This window comes from Collimonas sp., from assembly GCF_039923675.1.
Lineage (GTDB): Bacteria > Pseudomonadota > Gammaproteobacteria > Burkholderiales > Burkholderiaceae_D > Collimonas.
The window spans coordinates 156019-176744 of sequence record NZ_JBDTCG010000056.1 but is presented as its reverse complement, the minus strand read 5'-3'; the positions used below and the strand labels follow the sequence as shown (position 1 = coordinate 176744).

Annotated in this window: 19 protein-coding genes; 2 read left to right on the top strand and 17 right to left on the bottom strand. The window is 57.8% G+C overall.

Annotated elements, in window-relative coordinates; all coding sequences use genetic code 11:
- Positions 1-162 precede the first annotated feature (162 nt).
- Positions 163-354, bottom strand: coding sequence for a DUF1289 domain-containing protein (locus ABI171_RS12170; protein WP_348092818.1), 192 nt, complete (start codon positions 352-354; stop codon positions 163-165).
- Between the two features lie 273 nt (positions 355-627).
- Between ABI171_RS12170 and ABI171_RS12165 the strand changes: the two genes are divergently transcribed.
- Positions 628-1293: a TetR/AcrR family transcriptional regulator gene (locus ABI171_RS12165; protein WP_038489578.1), complete on the top strand. Its 666-nt coding sequence runs from the start codon at positions 628-630 to the stop codon at positions 1291-1293.
- Between the two features lie 35 nt (positions 1294-1328).
- A complete protein-coding gene (locus tag ABI171_RS12160; protein ID WP_348092817.1) occupies positions 1329-1910 on the top strand; it encodes a TIGR00730 family Rossman fold protein in 582 nt (193 codons plus the stop codon).
- 65 nt (positions 1911-1975) lie between these two features.
- On the opposite strand, the gene ABI171_RS12155 is transcribed toward ABI171_RS12160, so the two are convergent.
- The 16 genes from ABI171_RS12155 to leuC all read right to left on the bottom strand — a co-directional run bounded on the left by ABI171_RS12155 (position 1976) and on the right by leuC (position 20673).
- On the bottom strand, positions 1976-3211 hold the full coding sequence (locus ABI171_RS12155; RefSeq protein ID WP_348092816.1) for a cystathionine gamma-synthase family protein: 1236 nt from the start codon (positions 3209-3211) through the stop codon (positions 1976-1978).
- Between the two features lie 146 nt (positions 3212-3357).
- Complete coding sequence (gene purF / locus ABI171_RS12150) at positions 3358-4875, bottom strand: amidophosphoribosyltransferase (RefSeq protein ID WP_348092815.1); 1518 nt, start codon at positions 4873-4875, stop codon at positions 3358-3360.
- A gap of 81 nt (positions 4876-4956) precedes the next feature.
- Complete coding sequence (locus ABI171_RS12145) at positions 4957-5445, bottom strand: CvpA family protein (RefSeq protein WP_348092814.1); 489 nt, start codon at positions 5443-5445, stop codon at positions 4957-4959.
- Positions 5446-5512: 67 nt separating this feature from the next.
- Positions 5513-6460: an SPOR domain-containing protein gene (locus ABI171_RS12140; protein WP_348092813.1), complete on the bottom strand. Its 948-nt coding sequence runs from the start codon at positions 6458-6460 to the stop codon at positions 5513-5515.
- A 55-nt stretch (positions 6461-6515) separates the two neighbouring features.
- Positions 6516-7826: a bifunctional tetrahydrofolate synthase/dihydrofolate synthase gene (folC, locus tag ABI171_RS12135; protein ID WP_348092812.1), complete on the bottom strand. Its 1311-nt coding sequence runs from the start codon at positions 7824-7826 to the stop codon at positions 6516-6518.
- Positions 7827-7894: 68 nt separating this feature from the next.
- Positions 7895-8767 (bottom strand): acetyl-CoA carboxylase, carboxyltransferase subunit beta, encoded by an 873-nt coding sequence (gene accD / locus ABI171_RS12130; RefSeq protein ID WP_038489592.1) that lies wholly within the window; start codon positions 8765-8767, stop codon positions 7895-7897.
- A 115-nt stretch (positions 8768-8882) separates the two neighbouring features.
- Positions 8883-9680 (bottom strand): tryptophan synthase subunit alpha, encoded by a 798-nt coding sequence (gene trpA, locus ABI171_RS12125; RefSeq protein WP_348092811.1) that lies wholly within the window; start codon positions 9678-9680, stop codon positions 8883-8885.
- 95 nt (positions 9681-9775) lie between these two features.
- The gene (gene trpB, locus ABI171_RS12120) at positions 9776-11041 is read right to left on the bottom strand and encodes a tryptophan synthase subunit beta (protein ID WP_348092810.1); all 1266 of its coding nucleotides are present in this window, start codon (positions 11039-11041) and stop codon (positions 9776-9778) included.
- 68 nt (positions 11042-11109) lie between these two features.
- Positions 11110-11787: a phosphoribosylanthranilate isomerase gene (locus ABI171_RS12115; protein WP_348092969.1), complete on the bottom strand. Its 678-nt coding sequence runs from the start codon at positions 11785-11787 to the stop codon at positions 11110-11112.
- An 80-nt stretch (positions 11788-11867) separates the two neighbouring features.
- Positions 11868-12677 carry a tRNA pseudouridine(38-40) synthase TruA gene (truA, locus tag ABI171_RS12110; RefSeq protein WP_348092809.1) on the bottom strand — a complete coding sequence of 270 codons (810 nt, stop codon included), beginning with the start codon at positions 12675-12677 and terminating at the stop codon, positions 11868-11870.
- A 166-nt stretch (positions 12678-12843) separates the two neighbouring features.
- Positions 12844-15807, bottom strand: coding sequence for a FimV/HubP family polar landmark protein (locus ABI171_RS12105; protein ID WP_348092808.1), 2964 nt, complete (start codon positions 15805-15807; stop codon positions 12844-12846).
- A 260-nt stretch (positions 15808-16067) separates the two neighbouring features.
- Positions 16068-17201: an aspartate-semialdehyde dehydrogenase gene (gene asd, locus ABI171_RS12100; RefSeq protein WP_348092807.1), complete on the bottom strand. Its 1134-nt coding sequence runs from the start codon at positions 17199-17201 to the stop codon at positions 16068-16070.
- A gap of 70 nt (positions 17202-17271) precedes the next feature.
- Complete coding sequence (leuB, locus tag ABI171_RS12095; RefSeq protein WP_348092806.1) at positions 17272-18342, bottom strand: 3-isopropylmalate dehydrogenase; 1071 nt, start codon at positions 18340-18342, stop codon at positions 17272-17274.
- Positions 18343-18425: 83 nt separating this feature from the next.
- The gene (gene leuD / locus ABI171_RS12090) at positions 18426-19073 is read right to left on the bottom strand and encodes a 3-isopropylmalate dehydratase small subunit (RefSeq protein ID WP_348092805.1); all 648 of its coding nucleotides are present in this window, start codon (positions 19071-19073) and stop codon (positions 18426-18428) included.
- A gap of 52 nt (positions 19074-19125) precedes the next feature.
- Positions 19126-19251, bottom strand: coding sequence for an entericidin A/B family lipoprotein (locus ABI171_RS12085; protein WP_348092804.1), 126 nt, complete (start codon positions 19249-19251; stop codon positions 19126-19128).
- A gap of 18 nt (positions 19252-19269) precedes the next feature.
- Positions 19270-20673, bottom strand: a complete 1404-nt coding sequence (gene leuC, locus ABI171_RS12080; protein WP_348092803.1) for a 3-isopropylmalate dehydratase large subunit — start codon at positions 20671-20673, stop codon at positions 19270-19272.
- Positions 20674-20726: the final 53 nt, after the last annotated feature.

Below are 20726 nucleotides of genomic sequence, written 5' to 3'. Positions count from 1 at the left end.
CAAAAACAACACTATGTTTGTCGTTAGTATCGAAGATGATGAAAGCGCGCCTTTGAGCCTGGTGCCGGCAGCTGTCGCAGGAAGTATCTTCAAGAGGATGATGTGGATAACCGGTTTTCGCTCCCGGCCCATATCTAGGCAAACTCTAGGCAAACAGTTGCATCACCCTTGCCGGCGTGGGTAGCCTTCGGCGGTAATCCGTTCCCAGACCTTGTTTTTTTCTTCGTCGGTCATGAAAACCCAATGGGCTACTTCGTTCACGGTACGACCGCAACCACGGCAGATATCGTCGAAAGTGGTTGAGCAGACCGCTACACAGGGCGTATCGGGACGTTTCGGGGGAGAATCTGACATGCGGGCCTTTTTAAAAAATAGAGCATGGGCGCACTCGTCTTCGGCGCTGCCCGGCCCTGCATTTTATAACAGTGACCACGCGCCTGATCCTGTTTTGGTAGTCCGTGACAGCGAAAACAGGAAGTTTGCGCAGAATAAAATAAATGGTATTACTATCATTTCAGCAATGCAGCTACGACGGCAGGCGCGAAGCAATATACAATCTTTGCTGAGCCAATTTATCAATCTGGTAAGAACGGCATTGCGGACTGAATAGCAGAAAGAAAACAAGTCATGGAGCAAAAGGCGCCACGTCGCACCCGCGAAAAAATCATGGATCTGTCGCTGCGACTCTTCAACGAGTTCGGCGAACCCAATATCACTACCACCATCATCGCCGACGAGATGAAAATCTCGCCGGGAAACCTGTATTACCACTTCCGCAACAAGGACGATATCGTCAATTCGATTTTCGTCACGTTCGAAGAAGAAATCAGCCGCATGCTGGCCATGACGCAAGGACAGCGTCCCACCATGCATGATGTCTGGCATTATTTGCATCACATGTTCCAGCTGATCTGGCGCTACCGCTTCTTTTACCGCGACCTCAATGACCTGCTGTCGCGTAACCGCACACTGGAGCTGCACTTCAAGGAAATCTTCGGCCACAAGATCGCTGTGGTCAGGGAACTGTGCCAGGGCTTGCATGAGGACCATGCGCTGGACGCCAGCCCGGCCGAGATCGACGCCCTGTCGTCGAACATGGTGGTGGTCGCCAGTTATTGGCTGTCTTACCAGTACGTCCTGAATCCGCGCCAGTACACTGAGCAGCCGGTCGTGGACCATGCGCTGGCGAGCGGCTGCTATCAAGTGCTGGCGCTGATGCAGCCGTACCTGCGCGGTGAAACGCTGACGCATTTCGAACAATTGAAAACCAAATATTTGCAAAGCAACGTCTGATTGCCTGCTCTGCAAAACCTGATCTGATGACATCGATGAAATCACTCTGTATCTATTGCGGCTCCTCTCCCGGCGCCACTCCGGTCTATGCGCAAGCGGCGCGCTGCCTGGCGCAAGCCATGGTTGCGCAAAATATTTCACTGGTATATGGCGGCGGCAATGTCGGCCTGATGGGCATCATTGCCGATGAAGTCATCCGCCTGGGCGGCCAGGCTACCGGCGTGATTCCAGAGGCGTTGTTGAATAAGGAACTAGGTCACAAGGGCCTGACGCAACTACATATCGTCAAGGATATGCATGAGCGCAAGGCGATGATGGCGGACTTGTCGGATGGATTCATCGCCATGCCGGGCGGTGTCGGTACGCTGGAAGAACTGTTCGAGGTGGTGACCTGGGCTCAACTGGGCTTTCACCAGAAGCCGATCGGCTTGTTGAATGTGGATGGCTTTTATGACGGCTTGCTGCAGTTTATCCAGCATATGGTGTCGCAACGCTTCCTCAAGGCTGAACAGGCTGAACTGATGATGGCGGAAGCGCAGCCGGCGGACCTGCTGCTGCGTTTCAAATCGTTTGTGCCGCACCATGTGCCGAAATGGCTGGATCGCACTACCATCTGAATACACAAACGGGGCGGATACATAGTATTCGCCCCGCGTCGCTTCCCATCCTGCCTTGGGCCGTATCAGGCCTGCAGCGCTTGCCTGAAATCTTCCACCAGGTCCGCTGTATCTTCAATCCCGATCGATACCCGGATCAACGATTCGCTGATGCCCATCGTAGCGCGGCGTTCTGCGCCCATCTCATAGAAAATGGTATGCGCAACGGCAATCACCAGGGTGCGGTTATCGCCCAGATGCGTGCCGGAGATTGCCAGCTTCAGCCGGTTCAGATAGTCGAAGCAATCGATTTCCGGCTTCAGCTCGAAACTGAACAGGTAGCTGCTGGTGCGGAACAGCTCCCCGGCCAAAGCATGCTGTGGATGCGATTCCAGGCCGGGGTAATGCACCGCAGCCACCCGCGGGTCGGCTTCCAGCATACGCGCGACGGCAAGCGCGCTGGCGCTGCTGCGCTCCATGCGCAAGGCGATGGTCTCGGCGCCGACAGCAATATGATGTGCGGCCTCCGGCCCCAACGACGCGCCGAAATCGCGCAGGCTCTTGGCGCGAATCTGCGCCAGCGCCCACTGTGCTTGCGGATTACGCTTGTAGGCATCGTAGATGTTGGGGAAACTGCTCCAGTCAAACAAACCGGTGTCGGTCAGGGCGCCGCCCAGCGCATTGCCATGGCCACCGATCGATTTGGTCAGGGAGTTGACCACCAGGCCGGCGCCGACCGCTTTGGGCTGGAACAGATAAGGCGAGGTCATGGTGTTATCCACCACGAACAAGATCCCGCGCGCACGGCACAGCTCACCGATGCGCTTGAGATCCGCCACCTGGGTACGCGGATTGGCGATGGTTTCGACGAACACCATGCGCGTCGCCGGCGTCAGCGCCGCTTCGACCTGCGCCACATCGGTGGCGTCAACCATGCTGACCTTGCCGCCCTGCCCGCCAAATGTCTGCCACATGCTGGCTGTGTTACCGAACAAGAATACCGACGACACCACATGATCGCCTTCGCGCAGCAATGCCTGGATCAGCGCGCCGATAGCCGCCATGCCTGAGGCGAAACAGATGGTGGCGAGACCGCCCTCCATCTTGGTGACTTTATCTTCCAAGGCAGTCACAGTCGGATTGCCCTGGCGGCCGTAACGATAGCCGGACTGCTTGCCCTGGAATACTTCGGCCAGCTGGCGCGCATCGCTGTAACCCCAGGTTACCGAGGTATGGATAGGCTTGTGCGGCGCGCCGTGCTCGATGGTTTTCTGGCGATCGCTATGCAGGATAGTGGTGGTGAAGCCGTATTTTTGAGTCATTTTTTTGCGCTTTTACTTGTCAGGTTTTTTTGTCAACGAAAAACAAAAAAAGCACGGAAATATCCGTTAATGAATTGCCTCATCCGGTTTTTCCGTGCTTTCCGCGGGCCAGGTTTTACACCGGACACCGCATACGTTCAAAAAAATCAGTCGACTTGCGCCAGACTCAAATTCAACTGCGAACGCACCGCATCTTCGCTTTCAGGCTTCGGGTTATTACGGGCGAACTCAATACGGTCGAGGTAGTCGCGCGAAATGTCGCCGGTGATGTAGTTGCCGTCAAAGCAGGATGCCTCGAAATTTGTCAGCAACGGGTTGGTGTCGGAAATCGAACGCTTGAGGGCATCGATATCCTGGTACACCAGCGCATCGGCCGTGATTTCGCGGCAGACTTCTTCATCGCTGCGGCCGTAGGCGATCAGCTCGCCGCGGGTCGGCATGTCGATGCCGTAGACATTCGGGAACTTGACCGGCGGCGCGGCCGAGGCGAAGATCACGCGCTTGGCGCCGGAATCGCGCGCCATCTGCACGATCTCGCGGCTGGTGGTGCCACGCACGATCGAGTCGTCGACCAGCAACACGGTCTTGCCCTTGAACTCGGAGCCGATCGCATTCAGCTTCTGGCGTACCGATTTCTTGCGGATTGCTTGTCCCGGCATCAGGAAGGTGCGGCCGATGTAACGGTTCTTGATGAAGCCTTCGCGATACTCGATATTCAGCTTGAGCGCCAGCTGGATGGCGGCAGGACGTGAAGAATCGGGAATCGGCATGACGACGTCGATATCGCCGCTGGAGAATTCGCGCTTGATCTTGTCCGCCAGGTATTCGCCCATTTTCAGGCGCGTGGCGTAAACCGAAGCGCCGTCGATGATTGAATCGGGACGCGCCAGGTAAACGAACTCGAACGCGCATGGATTCAAGGTTGGATTTTCAGCACATTGCTGGTTGTACATCTGGCCATCGATATCGATGAAAATGGCTTCGCCAGGCATGACATCGCGCAGGAAGCGGAAGCCCAAGCCTTCGAGCGCCACCGACTCGCTGGCGATGACGTATTCGGTGCCCTTGTCGGTTTCGTTCATGCCGATGCATAGCGGACGGATGCCGTACGGATCGCGGAACGCCAGCAAACCGTGACCGGCAATCTGCGCCACCACGGCGTAGGAACCGCGCACGCGCTTGTGAACATTGGCGACTGCCTTGAACAGCACGCCCGGATCAAGCGAATAGCCGATCGTGGCTTGCTGGATTTCATGCGCCAATACGTTCAGCAGGACTTCGGTATCGGAATCGGTATTGATGTGCCGGCGATCGTTCTTGAACATCTCGATCTTCAGCTGCTCGGCGTTGGTCAGGTTGCCGTTGTGCGCCAGGATGATGCCGAATGGCGCATTGACATAGAACGGTTGCGCTTCTTCCGCGCTGGCGGTGCCTGCGGTCGGGTAACGCACCTGGCCGATGCCGAAATTGCCCGGCAAGGAGCGCATGTTGCGGGTCCGGAAAACGTCGCGCACCAAGCCGTTGGCCTTGTGCATGAAAAATCCGTTGCCGTGATTGGTTGCGATCCCCGCTGCATCCTGACCGCGATGTTGCAAAAGCAACAAAGCATCATAAATGAGTTGATTGGCGGGGTTCTGGGAAGCGATGCCGACTATGCCACACATGGTGGACTCCTAAACAATAAACAATCCGGTACAGCTCGATGGCGCTTGCGCAAACTTGGGCGCACGTCCATTACAGCAAATTCAAAACTTCAAATGGCTCGCAAACTCCCCCGGCAAATAAGGGATGACAGTCCGCGCGGCGGTTTCCGCCAAGGGGCTCAGCATCGCATCGCGCCAGAAAGGCTGTTGCGGAATTGCCGTAGCACCACATACCAGGACCGCCGCCAGCACAAACACCAAGCCGCGCGCCAGTCCGAACAAGACACCCAGCCCATGATCCACCAGTCCCAAACCGCTGGCCTTGATCACGGCGTTGAGCGCCATGCTCAGCAACATCATTAATAACCTTACGCCAATAAACAGCGCCAGGAAAGCCGCGATTAAGCGCGTTACATTTCCAGGAATCGCATCGGGGAGCAATTTTGCCAGATTTTCGCCATACATGTTGGCTACCACCAAGGCAATCACCCAGCTCGCCAATGACAGGACTTCCTTCACCAAACCGCGCAAAGTGCTGATCACGACTGAGCAAATCAGCACAAACAGGACCAGATAATCGAAAATTGTCACGCGGCTTGTGGGTTTCTGATCAGTAGTCTATATGGCGCAAATGGGGTAAAAATCAAGCCGCGCCTGGTTAACCAGGGATCAAGCTGCCGCTAAGACCCAGCTTGGCCAGCTTGGCACGGGTTTTTTCAGCTTCTTCCTTGCTGCTGAACGGACCGACGCGAATGCGGATGCGTTCACCCGCAGAGGTCGGCACTTTTTGCGTATACGAGCGGATACCCGCCTCTTTCAACTTGCCTTGCAATTCATCGACCTTGTCTTGCGACGCCAGCGCAGCTACCTGCAGCACGAACTTGCCCGGCTTCTTTTCAGGCGCAGCAGCCGGAGCCGCATCGCTGCGGCCATCCAGAATCGCCAGCGCACGCGCCGAATCATCATTCTTGTCGGCAACTGGAGCCGATTCCGGTTTAGGCTTGGATTCAGGCTTAGGTTTGATTTCCGGCTTTGGCTTGGTGGCCGGCGGTACTGCGGCAACCGGAGGCGGTGTCGCTACGCTTGGCATCGGTGGTGTTACAACGTCAGGCGCGGCAGGCTTGCCGGCGGCTGGCGCGTTACCGGCCGCTGCTGGTGGTTTGACCGGCACCGGAGTCGCCGGCGTGCTGCTGGCTGGGTCGACGATTTCTTCTTGCTGATCGAGGCCGCTACTGTTGACTGAGGCTGCAGCGCTGGCTGAGGCGCCGGCTTCAGGTTTGTCGCGCGCCGGGATTTGAATCGCAATATCGTCCGCCAGCGGTTTCGGCTCGGAATCCAGGATCATCGGCAGCACGATCACAACCGCCAACACCAAGGCAACCGCGCCTACCAGGCGTCGGCGGGCGCGTTTTTTTTCCGGCAAGACCGGATCCGCCGCTTCATTCTGCTGATTGACCACCTTGCCGGTCCTGGCCTTGCGCGCACGTAAAGGCAGCTCTGCCTGTTCCGCGTCAGGTCCGATTCCGGTGTCGGCCTTGGAACGATAAACACCCTGGTCAGGGTCGGTTTGCTGCTTGTTTTTACGAAGAAAAGAGAACAAACCCATGCGATGTATTTAGCTAGCAAGTAAGCAGGCGAAAATATCGCCCACAGATCAATCGTCAGTGAAATCCGGACTTTCTCGCCGCCATTACGCCGGCAACAGTCAGGAACGATCCGAAAACCACAATTCTATCATTCTCGCCTGCCCTGCCTAAGGCATTTGCATAGGCTTCAGCGGGAGAATCGAAACAGGCGATGCTGGATTGCGCATCTGCCCCATCCTCTGGATGGACACCCGCCTCCAGCAAACGTTCTTTTATTTGCTCACCGCTGGCCGCGCGCGGCAGCGGCAAAGCAGTCAGGCACCAGTGGTCGATACGAGTTTTCAGTTGCGCGACGATGCCTTCGATATCCTTGTCCAGCATGGCGCCGAACACCGCGTAGGTGTAGGGATGAAAGCCCATGTTGTCGAGATTTTGCGCCAGCGTGGCGGCTGCATGCGGGTTATGCGCCACATCCAGGATCACCAGCGGCTGGCCTGGCAACACTTGGAAGCGGCCCGGCAAATCCATCATCACAAAGCCGCTGCGCACCTCTTGCGCACCGACCGGCAATTCCTGCCGCAGCGCCTCCAGCGCCGCCAGCGCCGCCGAGGCGTTCAGCAGCTGGTTGGCGCCGCGCAAACTGGGGTAAGCCAGCGAATTGCGGCGCTGGCCGCGACCGCCGTAGTTCCACTGCTGCTTGTCGCCGGTGTAGTTGAAGTCGCGGCCTAGCAGCCAGAGATCGGCGCCAATCGCGTTGGCATGGTCGATCAGGGATTGCGGCGGCACCGGATCGCTGCAGATGGCGGTTTTGCCGGGACGGAAAATACCGGCCTTTTCAAAGCCGATTTTTTCGCGGGTGTCGCCCAGGTATTCGATGTGATCGATGTCGACGCTGGTGACGATGGAGACATCGGCATCGACGATATTGACAGCATCCAGGCGGCCGCCAAGGCCAACCTCCAGGATCACCACATCGAGCTTGGCCTCGGCCAGCAAATGCATGATGGCCAAGGTGGTGAATTCAAAATAGGTCAAGGAAATATCGCCGCGCTGCGCTTCCACCGCTTCAAAGCTGGCGATCAGGGCTGCGTCCGAAGCCGACTCGCCGCCAATCCGGGCGCGCTCGTTGAAATCCAGGAAATGCGGCTTGATATACAGGCCGACCTTGTAGCTGGCGCGCAACAGGATCGACTCCAGCATGGCGCAGGTAGAGCCCTTGCCGTTGGTGCCGGCCACCATGATGACCGGGCAGGCAAACTGTAATTGCAGCCTTTCCTTCACCTGCACCACGCGGTCCAGACCCATGTCGATGGTTTTGAAATGGCGCGATTCGAGCAGAGAAAGCCAATCGGCTAGCGTCACTGGCGCGGCGGAAATATTTGACATTTTGACATCCAACTAAAAACAAAAGGCCCGAACCGGCGACAGTTCAGGCCTCGATATGCAAAATCACATCACGCGATGGATTCAGCTGGCTGGTCTTGCAGCAACGCCAACAGACGCGCAATTTCTTCGCGCATCTTGCGACGGTCGACGATCATGTCGACTGCCCCTTTGGTGACCAGGAATTCGGCGCGCTGGAAGCCTTCAGGCAGCTTTTCACGCACAGTGTTTTCAATCACGCGCGGACCGGCAAAACCGATCAGTGCCTTCGGCTCGGCAATCACGACGTCGCCCATGAAGGCGAAGGAAGCGGAAACGCCGCCCATGGTCGGATCGGTCAGGACGCTGATGAATGGCAATTTCTTTTCCGACAACTTGGTCAGCATCGAGGTCGTCTTGGCCATTTGCATCAGGGACAGCAAACCTTCTTGCATCCGTGCGCCGCCGGTGGCGGTGATGCAGATGAACGGTACTTTTTGCTCCAGTGCAACTTGGGCGCCGCGCACAAAGCGTTCGCCGACCACGGAGCCCATCGAACCGCCCATGAATTCGAATTCAAACGCCGCCACGACGACTGGCAGGGTCATGATCGAACCGCCCAGCACGATCAGGGCGTCGGTTTCGCCGGTGGCGTCCATCGCTGCCTTGAGGCGATCCGGGTATTTCTTGCTGTCTTTGAATTTGAGCGTATCGATCGGCAGTGTTTCCTGGCCGATTTCATAGCGGCCGCCGGCATCCAGCAGCGCATCCAGGCGTTCCCGGGCACGTATCCGCATGTGGTGATTGCACTTCGGGCAAACATGGATGTTCGACTCCAGATCGGTGCGATACAGCACTGCTTCGCATGATGGGCACTTTACCCACAGGCCTTCAGGGATGGACTTGCGGGTTGCCGAGTCACTGCGCTGAATACGTGGGGGTAGTAATTTTTCTAGCCAACTCATAGAGCGACCTCCTTCAGATTTTTTTCTTGCCGAATTTTACCTTTATCCCTGCATCAGCGAAATAGCTAATCAAAGATAGATTACATGCCATTACGATATCAAACGACTTCAAAAATCACGCATCCAGCGCTTTTCTGATCCCGGACAGGAAGCTTTCCACAGCCGCCACAGCCTGTTCCTTCGGCGTATTCTCCAGTTCCTGGATAATCCGGCTGCCGATCACAATCGCATCCGATACCTGCGCCACCGCCTTGGCAGTCACCGCATCACGGATGCCAAAACCGACGCCAATTGGCAATTTGACATGCCTGCGTATCGCCGCCACACGGGCTGCGACTTCGGCAGTATCGATATTGGCGGCGCCGGTCACGCCTTTCAAGGACACATAATACGTGAATCCGCTGCCGACCTTGGCGACCTGCTCGATCCGCTGTTCGGTCGAGGTCGGCGCCAGCAGAAAGATCGGATCCATACCGTTGGCCTGCATTTTTTCAGCAAACTCTTCACATTCTTCCGGCGGATAGTCGACCACGATACTGCCGTCGACGCCCGCCTCTTTCGCTGCAGCAATAAAAACATCGATGCCCATCCGCTCCAGCGGATTGGCGTAGCCCATCAGCACCACCGGCGTCGTCGCATTGGTTTTACGGAATTCACGGACATAGCCCAGCACATCATGCAAGCTGACGCCAAACTTGAGCGCGCGTTCACAAGCGCGCTGGATCACAGGGCCTTCCGCCATTGGATCGGAAAAAGGCACGCCCAGTTCCAGGATATCGGCGCCGCCGCGGACCAGCGCATGCATCAGCGGCACGGTCAGCTCCGGCGCCGGATCGCCGGCGGTGATGAAAGGGATCAGGCCTTTTTTATTGTTGGCGGCGAGTGCCGCGAAGGTAGTCTGGATTCGGGACATAAGATCTATCAAAAAGGGTTATGGGGGCTTCGAACAGCCCCCGCCGCGTCATTCCCGCGTTCGCGGGGGATGACAGCGTTTTTTAAAAACTCACCTTAGGCCAGCTTCAAACGCTCGGCAACGGTGTGCATGTCCTTGTCGCCGCGGCCGGACAGGTTGGCCAGGATGATTTTATCCTTGGGCAGGGTCGCCGCCAGCCGGGCCGCATACGCCAGGGCATGGCTGGACTCCAGCGCCGGGATGATCCCTTCGATGCGGCAACAGGTATGGAATGCCGCCAGCGCTTCATCGTCGGTCACGGTTTCGTAGGTGGCGCGGCCGGAATCCTTGAGCCAGGCGTGCTCGGGGCCAACGCCCGGATAATCGAGACCGGCGGATACCGAGTGGGTTTCGATGATCTGGCCGTTATCATCCTGTAGCAGATAGGTGCGGTTGCCGTGCAGCACCCCTGGCGAACCCAAGGTCAGCGAGGCAGAATGCTTGCCGCTCTCCAGTCCCTCGCCCGCCGCCTCAACCCCGATCAGCGCGACATCGTGATGATCGATGTAAGGATAGAAAATCCCCATCGCATTGGAACCACCGCCAACGCAGGCCACCACATAGTCTGGCTGGCGCCCGGTCATTTCCGGCATTTGCGTCAGACACTCATTGCCGATCACCGACTGGAAATCGCGCACCATCATCGGATAAGGATGCGGCCCGGCTACCGTGCCGATGATATAGAAGGTATTTTCGACGTTAGTGACCCAGTCGCGCATGGCTTCGTTCAGCGAATCCTTCAAGGTCTTGGACCCCGATTCGACCGGCACCACCTTGGCGCCCAGCAGGTTCATGCGATAGACGTTTTGCATCTGCCGCTTGACGTCTTCACTGCCCATGTAGACCACGCATTCGAGGCCGAAACGGGCACAAATCGTGGCGGTAGCGACACCATGCTGGCCGGCGCCGGTTTCAGCGATGATGCGCGGCTTGCCCATGCGTTTGGCCAATAAAGCCTGGCCGATGACGTTGTTGATCTTGTGGGCACCGGTGTGGTTCAGATCCTCGCGCTTGAAATAGATCTGCGCGCCGCCCATCTGCTCGGACCAGCGTTTAGCGTGATAGATCGGACTGGGGCGGCCGACGAAATGCTTGAGTTCGCTGTGGAATTCCGCCAGGAATTGCGGTTCGTTCTGGTATTTGGCGTAAGCCTGCTGCAGCTCGCTCAGCGCCAGGGTCAGGGTTTCCGAGACAAAGCTGCCGCCGTACATGCCAAAGTGACCTCTGGCGTCGGGTAAGTTGTATTGCGCACTCTGACGCAAGGTGCTGGAGGCGAGCGGCTGGCGCTCGGCGTGTTGCTCGAACGGGGTGAATTCTTTCATGGTATTTCTCTCTTATTTGTCTGCTGTGCCGGGTTGCCGTCCGAGAGATGCAGCTAACTGCTATCTAGCTACTGCATCTCGCTCGAATCGGCATCCGCCTGCCTTATCGCGGCAATGAATGCGCGAATCTTGGCGGCGTCCTTGATACCCTTGTCTTGTTCGACGCCACTGCTGACGTCGACCGCAAAGGGACGTACGCGTTTTACCGCGTCAGTCGCATTGTGCACGCTCAAGCCACCACTTAAAACGACCTGAGGCGCGAGTTCTTTTGGGATGAGAGACCAATCAAATACCTTTCCACTGCCACCATAAGCTTCTACCAGGGTATCCAGCAGCAATCCAGTATATAAACCGCTGCCGGCACGGTAGGAGTTGGCATATTCTAACAAATCTGCGGCTACCGTAGCGGTTCCGATGCGCATGGCGCGAATAAATGGTCGATTCACGGCTTCTGCCAGCGTGGCGCTGTGCTGCACGGTTTCATCGCCGTGGAACTGTAGCAAGGATACCGGCGCTTCGGCCACGATGTCCTGTAATTGCACCGGCTCGGCGTTGACGAACAGGCCTACGGTGGTGATGAACGGCGGCACCGTGGCGATCAGGGCGGCGGCTTGTCGGGGCGTGACATAGCGCGGGCTTTTCGGATAGAACACGAAACCCAGCGCATCGGCGCCGGCTGCAATGGCAGCTTGGACGTCCTGCTCGCGGGTCAACCCGCAGATTTTGATTCTGGTGCGATGGCTCATAAGGCTGGTCTGATCAAGAAAATGTCCATAGGCGCAATATATCATCTTGACGGCATGATAAATACACAACCACCCAGCATTTACAGCCAGGCCAAGAGCTCTGCCGGCTGCTGCGGCAATTGCCATTTCCGGTCGTAAGCCACCTGCGCCAGATAGAGACCATCCGGCATGAAGGTCGGTGCGGCCTGGCTGCGGTCACGCTGTAACAGCAACTCGGCGATCCATTCCGGCGCCTTGCTGCCGTTGCCGGCGTAAATCAGAGTGCCGACGATGTTGCGCACCATGTGATGCAAGAAGGCATTGGCGCGCAAAGTGAATACGATCAGGTCGCCGCGCCGCTCTATGCCGATCTGATCCATCGTGCGCACCGGTGATTTGGCCTGGCACTCGATGGCGCGGAACGCCGAAAAATCGTGGGTGCCGATCAAGTATGAGGCAGCCTGGCGCATCAGTTCGACATCGAGTGGACGGAATACCCAGCCGGCCTTCCCTTCCAGCAGCGGTGAACGCACCGGGTTGTTGTATAACAGGTAGTGGTAAGTCCTGGACGTAGCGCTGAAACGCGCGTGGAAATCATCCTGCTCCCCGCTCTCGTCAGCTACGGGCAGCTCATGCGCCCAGCGTACCGCGATGGATGATGGCAAAAAGGCATTCAAGCCGCGCACCCAGGAAAATATCTCGCGCGACAAACCGGTGTCAAAATGCACAACCTGCTCCAGCGCATGCACGCCGGAATCGGTGCGGCCGGCGCAAGTGGTGGCGACCTCGCCCTGGGTGAATTTTTGCAAGGCGGCTTCCAGCCGGTCCTGCACGGTCTTGCCGCTAGGCTGGGTCTGCCATCCTTGCCAAGGTGTGCCGTCATACTGCACGCCGAGAACGATACGTTTCAAACCAACTCCCGTTATTTTCGTTATTGCCAATATTGCCTATATTGCCGCTACAAAGGCAAACGGGCGCTAGCATAACGCTGCGCCCGTTCTTTGGCAAAATGCTACGGCGATTTTATCAGTGAGCCGCGTTCCCTGTCAGGAAGCAACGCCTTGATTCAATTCGTGATTACAGCTTTGCGATCAACAGCTTGGCGGCATCTACCTGTTCTGCACTACCGCCCTTCAATACTTCTTCCAGCAACTCGCGGGCGCCTTCCTTGTCGCCGATTTCCTTGTAGGCGACAGCGAGGTCGAGCTTGGTCGCCATTTCAGGGTTGGCGCTGGCCGAGGCTGGCGCCAGCTCTGGCGCTGCGTGGACAGGCGCACTGGCGGCCGCCGGAGCATGTGCCTGGACAGCATTGTCCAGATCCAGGTTCATTCCGGACAAGTTGAATTCCAGCGGCGCCACCATCTGTTCAGCGTGTTGCGCGTAGGAAGGAGCCACAGGCGCCTTCACCACTGGCTTGGTCTCGAAAGGCAGGTCGATATGGGCGTGCGCCGGTTCGTAGTTCGAAGGCTGACCGCCGGCCGGGAAATCCAGTGCATCGAATGCCGCCACTGCCGGCGCGACCTTCTCCACTACCTTTGGCGCCGCAGCAACTGCCGGAGCTGCCGCTTTATGATCCAGTTCGAAATCAAGCGAATCGAGCATCGACTTGCCGGCTTCATGGACCGGCGACAACAATACCGTGTTCTGGTTGGCGGACGACGTGCTGCCAAGTTCTTCCAGATCGAAATCCATGTCGCTGATCTGCGCCTTGGCTGCGGCATTACCTTGCTTGCCTAGTTCATTCTGCGTCAAAGGCGCCAGCAATTCTGTCGGCGCGGTATGCACCAGCTCCGGAATCGGCACAGCTTGCGGCTGGGTCGGCGCTGTCAGTGAGTTGAAATCGAGGCCATCCATAGGCTGGGTCGGCGCCGTGATGGCGTCGGCCTTGGCGATCACCTGATCTTGCAGCTTGCCGCCACCGTACAGTGGATTGGCAGGGTCGACATTCAGGCCCAGCGCAGCGGCTTGTTGCCAATCCTCGCCCTCACCGCGGGTCAGGCTATACAACTCGCTGGCCAGGATTTCGAACGAGCGCGGATCCTTGCGATTGGCATAGATTTCCAACAGCTTGACGCGAATTGCGTTGCGGCTTGGCTGGTTGCGCAGCGCTTCTTTCAGGATTTCTTCGGCTTGGGCATCACGGCCGTAAGCGATATACACGTCCGCCTCGGCGACCGGATCGACATTGGTATCGAGATGGCTGACCGATGGCACGAAATTCGAATTGAAAATACTGTTCTTGGTGTCAACGCTTTGGCCACCGGTCGATCCAAACAGAGAATTACCCTTCAGGCTCGAGTTCGTCATCGGCGCACCGCTGCTATCCAGGAACGCCTGTTGACGCGCCCGGTTGCGGCGATAGCGGAACAGGCCGAGCCCGGCCAGCAAGGCTACCAGAACGCCGCCAACCGGCAGCAGCAATGGATTTTCGGTCAGGCTTGCAATGAAGCCTGGCTCGGGCGGCGGTGGCGCAACCACTTTCGGCTTGACCACAGGCTTGGGTGCTTCGGCCGTTGGCGCTGGTACTTGCGCTGCCGGGGTAGCGGCAGCGGCGGTGGCATCAGTCGCCGCTGAAGTTGCCGGCGCAGCCGCAGCACCGGTGGCGACGATAGCCGCGCCGCCAGCCGGGACGGCATCAACCGACTCAACCTTGGCAGGAGCCGCAGTTGCCGGCGCTGGTGTGGCCGCAACTGGGGCCGGCGTTGCCGGTACCACTGGCGTCACGGCCGCAGGCGCAGCAGGCTTCACGCTGGTTGCCTGATTTTGCAGGTCAGCCAGGTTCTTGTTCTTCAGCTCCAGCGTCTTTTGCAAATCGCTGACATTCTTTTCCAATTCCTTGACGCGCGCCTGGGCTTCAGCCGCGGCTTTTTCACGGGCGATCTTTTCTTCAGTCGCCGCGGTAGCTGTCGCCTTGGCGTCAGCTGCGCCGGCGGCAGCCGCGCCGCGTGACAGTTTCAGCTTGTCGCGGGCTTCGCTGGCTGGCGTGGCTTGTTCTTCCACCTTGGCGGTAATCTTGCCGCCGCTGCTTTGGCGCGATTCTGCCGCAGCAGCCGGCGCTGCCGACTCAACCATGCCGGCCAGTTTGTTGCGATAGCTCTTGAAGTCGCTCGACTGCGCCAGCACCACGCTCTTGGCTTCCGACTTGCCGACGCTGCCTGCGCTGGCGGCATCCGGAATCGACAGGATCTGGCCGGAACGCAGACGGTTCATGTTCTTGCCGACGAATGCGCCTTCGTTGCTGCGGTACAGCGCGACCAGCATCTGGTCCAGCGAGATGCCGGCAGGCAGATTTTCGCTGGCGATACGGGCCAGCGTGTCGCCCCGCTTGACGTGATAGTCGCCGCCCGATGACGCCGCTGCCGGAGCCGCTTGTGCGGCACGCGCGGAGTTGCCGGAGTTGCTTGCACCAGCTGGCTTGCCGCCAGGTGCGCCGGTAGCGCCGCTGGCCACCGCCCGGGTTGCTGCAGCGCGGGTGGCGTCTGTAATGGTGGAACCTGCTACTGTCGGCGACTGCGCGGCCTGACCTTGGCTTGGCGCCGAACGGGCGACAGGTGCGGCGCCGGCGCGCGCAGGAGCGGCCATCTGGGCCGGCTGAGCCTGGCGCTGACCGGCCGGATCCAGCAACAGGGTATATTCACGCACCAGGTGCGACTTGGTGCCGCCGAGTTCCATCAGCATGTCGACAAACGGCTCGTTGATCGGCTGGGTCGACGTCACCCGCACAAAACGGCGATCGCCGCGCTGATCGATGGCGAACTGCAAGGACAACAAGGCTGGATTGAAATCGATATTCGCGTTTTGGTAAGTCTCCGGGCTCGCCAGCTTGGCGACCAGTCCACCCGCCTCATCCTGGCTCACCGAAGTCAGCTCGATTTCCGCACGTAACGGTTGCCCCAGCGAGGACAGCACGGTTAATTTACCCAACCCGGCAGCCTCAACATTAGACACCATCAGCAGGGTAGAAACCACAGCCGCCGTGAGGGTCTTTAAACCGGTGGAAATAAATTTATTCGATGAATTCAGGTGCATGTTGTGTGGCATGAAGGACTATCCGTTAGCGTATAAGGAAACAAATCTTGCTGAAAGCAAATACTGTACCCAGTTTTTTTAAAAATCAATATGCAGATTGACATGCAAGCGCAACTATATGCGGAAAACATGTGCAAATAATAATAAATCCCGGTAGATACCGCTAGATACATCAAACCCGCTAAGACTTTCTTTAGGAAAATACTTAGCGGGCTTTATTGCAAGTCGGCAACAATATCACAACTGCCGCAACAAGTCAGGCTATCAGTGGATCAGTTGTCCAGAACAATCCGCAACATGCGGCGCAACGGTTCTGCCGCCCCCCACAATAGCTGGTCGCCGACAGTAAATGCTGACAAATAATCGCCACCCATCTGCAATTTACGCAGACGACCGACAGGAATTGTCAGGCTGCCAGTCACCGCCGCCGGCGTCAGATCGCGCATTGATGACTCTTTGTCATTAGGCACGACCTTAACCCATTGGTTATTACTGGCGATGATGTCATTGATTTCATCCAGCGGCACATCTTTTTTCAGCTTGATGGTCAATGCCTGGGAATGGCAGCGCATGGCGCCGATGCGGATGCACAGGCCATCCACCGGGATGACCTTGCCGCCATTCTGAAAACCTTCGCCGCGGCCGAGGATCTTGTTGGTTTCCGCGCCGGCTTTCCATTCTTCCTTCGACATGCCATCGCCCAGATCCTTATCGATCCATGGAATCAGGTTGCCGCCCAACGGTACGCCGAACTGTTTGGTTTCATCAGCCGACATCGAATGCTGCTTGGCCAGCACCTTGCGGTCGATTTCCAGGATTGCCGATTTCGGGTCGTCGAGCAGGGCCTTGACTTCGGCGTTGATCGAGCCGAATTGCGTCAGCAGCTCGCGCATGTGCTGGGCGCCGCCGCCGGAAGCCGCCTGGTAGGTCATGGAAGTCATCCACTCGATCATATCGTGCTGGAACAGGCCGCCCAGGCCCATCATCATGCAGGATACGGTGCAATTGCCGCCGATGTAGTTCTTGACGCCGCGCTTCAGACCATCCTTGATGACATCCAGGTTGACCGGATCCAGCACGATGATGGCGTCGTCTTTCATGCGCAGGGTCGATGCCGCGTCAATCCAGTAGCCATTCCAGCCGGCCGCGCGCAGCTGCGGGAAAATCTCGCTGGTGTAGTCGCCGCCTTGGCAGGTAATAATGATGTCGCATTTTTTCAAAGCTTCAATATCGCCGGCATCTTTCAACGTTGTTTCGTTTTTTGCCAGCGCCGGGGCTTTACCGCCGGCGTTTGAAGTTGAGAAAAATACCGGTTCGATATGGGCGAAATCGCCCTCTTCCTGCATACGCTGCAACAAGACCGAACCCACCATGCCACGCCAACCGACTAAACCAACCAGCTTCATTATTGTTCCCCACAATAAACGGGAAAATTCCCGCACTCCATATTAGGGCAGACCACCCGCCAAAATTCTATTACCCAAGTGCCTTAACCACCGCAGCGCCCATTTCCTTGGTGCTGACCTTGGTCGTGCCCGCCTCATAAATATCCGCGGTACGCAGTCCTTGCGCCAGTACTTTCTTGACCGCATTTTCGATGCGGTCGGCCTGCTCCGCCTTGTTCAGCGAGAAGCGCAGCATCATGGCGGCCGACAAGATGGTCGCCAGCGGATTGGCGATGCCTTTGCCGGCGATATCCGGCGCCGAACCGTGCGACGGCTCGTACAAGCCCTTGTTGTTGGCGTCCAGCGAAGCCGATGGCAGCATGCCGATCGAACCGGTCAGCATGGCAGCCTGGTCCGACAGGATGTCGCCGAACATGTTGCCGGTGACGACGACGTCGAATTTCTTCGGCGCGCGCACCAGCTGCATCGCGGCGTTATCGATATACATGTGATCCAACGCAACGTCAGGATATTCCTTGTGAACTTCCGTGACGATGTCTCTCCAGAACTGGAAAGTCTCCAGCACATTGGCCTTGTCGACGCTGGTCAGGCGCTTGTCGCGCTTTTGCGCAGCCTGGAACGCCACATGCGCGACACGGCGGATTTCCGATTCGGCGTAGCGCATGGTGTCGAAACCTTCGCGCTCGCCTTTGAAAGCACCGTCCGGCGCGATGCGGACACCACGCGGCTGGCCAAAGTAGACGTCACCGGTGAGTTCGCGGACCAGCAGGATATCCAGGCCGGAAACCACTTCCGGCTTCAGCGTCGAAGCGCCGGCCAGCTCAGGGTACAGGATTGCCGGACGCAGGTTGGCGAACAGGCCGAGGTTCTTGCGCAGGCCCAGGATCGCCTGCTCCGGACGGAGCGAACGCTCCAGCGTATCGTATTGCCAGTCGCCAACGGCGCCAAACAAGATCGCATCGGCTTCTTTTGCCAGTTTCAGGGTGCCTTCCGGCAGCGGATGACCATGCGCCGCATAGCCGGCGCCGCCGACCGCCGCGGTTTCCATTTCAAACTGTTCGCCAAGCACGTTCAACACATTGACCGCTTGCTCGACGATTTCCGGACCGATGCCATCACCTGGCAAAATTGCTATTTTCATTTTTTCCTGAATTTGAATGATTCAAAAATATCGCTTATGTCGCTTATATCGCTTATATCGCTTGTCAGCCAAGCTTCGGCCGATTAAATGGTATTGCTCAACCACGGCTGGGCAAACAGATGGCGCTCCTCGAAGTCGCGGATCTTGTCCGACTGGCGCAGAGTCAGGCCGATATCGTCAAACCCGTTCAGCAGGCAGTATTTGTGGAATTCGCCGACTTCAAACGGGAAAGCCAGGTTGCCGTTGGCGGTGCTGACCAGTTGCTTTTCCAGATCGATGATCAGCTTGTAACCCGGGAAAGCCTTGACTTCATCAAACAGGCGATCGATCTGCGCCTCCGGCAACACAATCGGCAGCAAGCCGTTCTTGAAGCAGTTATTGAAAAAGATATCGGCGAAACTCGGTGCGATGACAGCCCGGAAACCATACTGGTCCAGCGCCCACGGCGCATGCTCTCGCGATGAACCGCAACCGAAATTCTTGCGGGTCAGCAAAATTGAAGCGCCTTGATAACGCTGCTGGTTAAGCACGAAATCCGGGTTCAGCGGACGCCGCGAATTGTCTACGCCCGGCTCGCCGTGATCCAGATAGCGCCACTCGTCAAACAGGTTGGGACCGAAGCCGGTACGTTGGATCGACTTCAGGAACTGCTTGGGAATAATGGCGTCGGTATCGACGTTAGCGCGATCCAGCGGCGCCACCAAACCGTCCAGCACAGTAAATTTATTCATACATTCATTCCAATAATGGTGCGGCGCCCGGGAGCGCCGTCACATGCAGCAATTACTTGCCTTGAATCTTTTCGCCGACGTGTTCCACATCTTTGCCAAAGCCCTGGAAAGTATTGCAGGCACTCAGCGCATAGACACTAGCCATCAACATACCTAGGGCGACTAATTTCTTCATCATTTTTTTATCCTTCTGTCTTTATTTATAGCTACGGATATCGACGAAATGACCAGCGATACCTGCCGCTGCCGCCATCGCCGGACTGACCAGATGTGTGCGTCCGCCCGCGCCCTGGCGGCCTTCGAAATTACGGTTGGAGGTGGAAGCGCAACGCTCGCCCGGCTCCAGCCGGTCGGCATTCATGGCCAGGCACATCGAGCAGCCCGGCTCGCGCCATTCGAAGCCGGCATCCTTGAAAATCTTGTCCAGGCCTTCGCGCTCGGCTTGTTCCTTGACCAGGCCGGAGCCAGGCACCACCATCGCCAGCTTGACGTTGGAAGCACGGAACTTGCCGCGCACCACTGCCGCCGCGGCACGCAAATCTTCAATCCGCGAGTTGGTGCAGGAACCGATGAACACTTTGTCGATGCGGATATCTTCAATTGCGGTATTCGGCTTCAGCGCCATGTAGGCCAGCGCCTTTTCCATGCCATCGCGCTTGGTAGGGTCTTTTTCCTTGTCGGGATCCGGAATCCGGCCGTCCACCGCAACCACCATTTCAGGCGAGGTGCCCCAGGTCACTTGCGGCTTGATGTCGGCGGCGTTCAGGGTCACCACCATGTCGAATTTGGCGCCGGGATCGGAATGCAGGGTGCGCCAGTATGTCACCGCGCGCTCCCAATGCGGTCCGGCCGGAGAAAACGGCCGGCCCTTGACGTAATTGACAGTGGTGTCATCGACCGCAATCATGCCGGCGCGTGCGCCGGCTTCAATCGCCATGTTGCACACCGTCATACGGCCTTCCATCGACAAGGCGCGAATCGCCGAGCCGGCAAACTCGATCGCATAGCCGGTGCCGCCGGCGGTTCCGATGCGGCCGATCACAGCCAGCACGATATCCTTGGCGGTGACGCCGTTGGAAATCGCGCCGTCGACCTGCACCAGCATGGATTTGGATTTCTTGGTCAGCAAGGTTTGCGTGGCCAGCACATGTTCAACTTCCGAGGTGCCGATACCGTGCGCCAGGCAACCGAAGGCGCCATGGGTGGAGGTATGCGAATCGCCGCAGACCACGGTCATGCCCGGCAAGGTCGCGCCCTGCTCCGGCCCGATCACGTGGACGATGCCTTGGCGGTGGTCGTTCATGCCGAAATAGGTCAGGCCATAGCTTTTGGCGTTGGCGTCCAGCGTTTCGACCTGCAGACGCGATATCGGATCGGCAATCCCGTCGGCGCGGCCGGTAGTCGGCACGTTGTGGTCGGCCACCATCAGGTTGGCCGGCAGCCGCCATGGCTTGCGCCCGGCCAGCTTCAGCCCTTCGAATGCCTGAGGACTGGTGACCTCATGCAAAAGATGTCGATCGATATACAAAATCGCCGTGCCATCCTGTTCGGTATGGACAACGTGGGATTCCCAGAGTTTGTCGTAGAGCGTTTTAAGCATGATTAAGCGTGACCCAGGGCGGTTTGGAGACCGCGCAAAACAGTGAATTTAGC

Coding starts and splice junctions, on each gene's coding strand:
- ABI171_RS12155 (WP_348092816.1), bottom strand. CDS start 3,211: ATGACTCAAAAATACGGCTTCACCACCACTATCCTGCATAGCGATCGC.
- ABI171_RS12105 (WP_348092808.1), bottom strand. CDS start 15,807: ATGCCACACAACATGCACCTGAATTCATCGAATAAATTTATTTCCACC.
- accD (WP_038489592.1), bottom strand. CDS start 8,767: ATGAGTTGGCTAGAAAAATTACTACCCCCACGTATTCAGCGCAGTGAC.
- ABI171_RS12160 (WP_348092817.1), top strand. CDS start 1,329: ATGAAATCACTCTGTATCTATTGCGGCTCCTCTCCCGGCGCCACTCCG.
- purF (WP_348092815.1), bottom strand. CDS start 4,875: ATGTGTGGCATAGTCGGCATCGCTTCCCAGAACCCCGCCAATCAACTC.
- asd (WP_348092807.1), bottom strand. CDS start 17,201: ATGAAGCTGGTTGGTTTAGTCGGTTGGCGTGGCATGGTGGGTTCGGTC.
- ABI171_RS12165 (WP_038489578.1), top strand. CDS start 628: ATGGAGCAAAAGGCGCCACGTCGCACCCGCGAAAAAATCATGGATCTG.
- folC (WP_348092812.1), bottom strand. CDS start 7,826: ATGTCAAATATTTCCGCCGCGCCAGTGACGCTAGCCGATTGGCTTTCT.
- trpA (WP_348092811.1), bottom strand. CDS start 9,680: ATGTCCCGAATCCAGACTACCTTCGCGGCACTCGCCGCCAACAATAAA.
- leuC (WP_348092803.1), bottom strand. CDS start 20,673: ATGCTTAAAACGCTCTACGACAAACTCTGGGAATCCCACGTTGTCCAT.
- ABI171_RS12140 (WP_348092813.1), bottom strand. CDS start 6,460: ATGGGTTTGTTCTCTTTTCTTCGTAAAAACAAGCAGCAAACCGACCCT.
- leuB (WP_348092806.1), bottom strand. CDS start 18,342: ATGAAAATAGCAATTTTGCCAGGTGATGGCATCGGTCCGGAAATCGTC.
- ABI171_RS12170 (WP_348092818.1), bottom strand. CDS start 354: ATGTCAGATTCTCCCCCGAAACGTCCCGATACGCCCTGTGTAGCGGTC.
- trpB (WP_348092810.1), bottom strand. CDS start 11,041: ATGAAAGAATTCACCCCGTTCGAGCAACACGCCGAGCGCCAGCCGCTC.
- ABI171_RS12085 (WP_348092804.1), bottom strand. CDS start 19,251: ATGATGAAGAAATTAGTCGCCCTAGGTATGTTGATGGCTAGTGTCTAT.
- ABI171_RS12115 (WP_348092969.1), bottom strand. CDS start 11,787: ATGAGCCATCGCACCAGAATCAAAATCTGCGGGTTGACCCGCGAGCAG.
- leuD (WP_348092805.1), bottom strand. CDS start 19,073: ATGAATAAATTTACTGTGCTGGACGGTTTGGTGGCGCCGCTGGATCGC.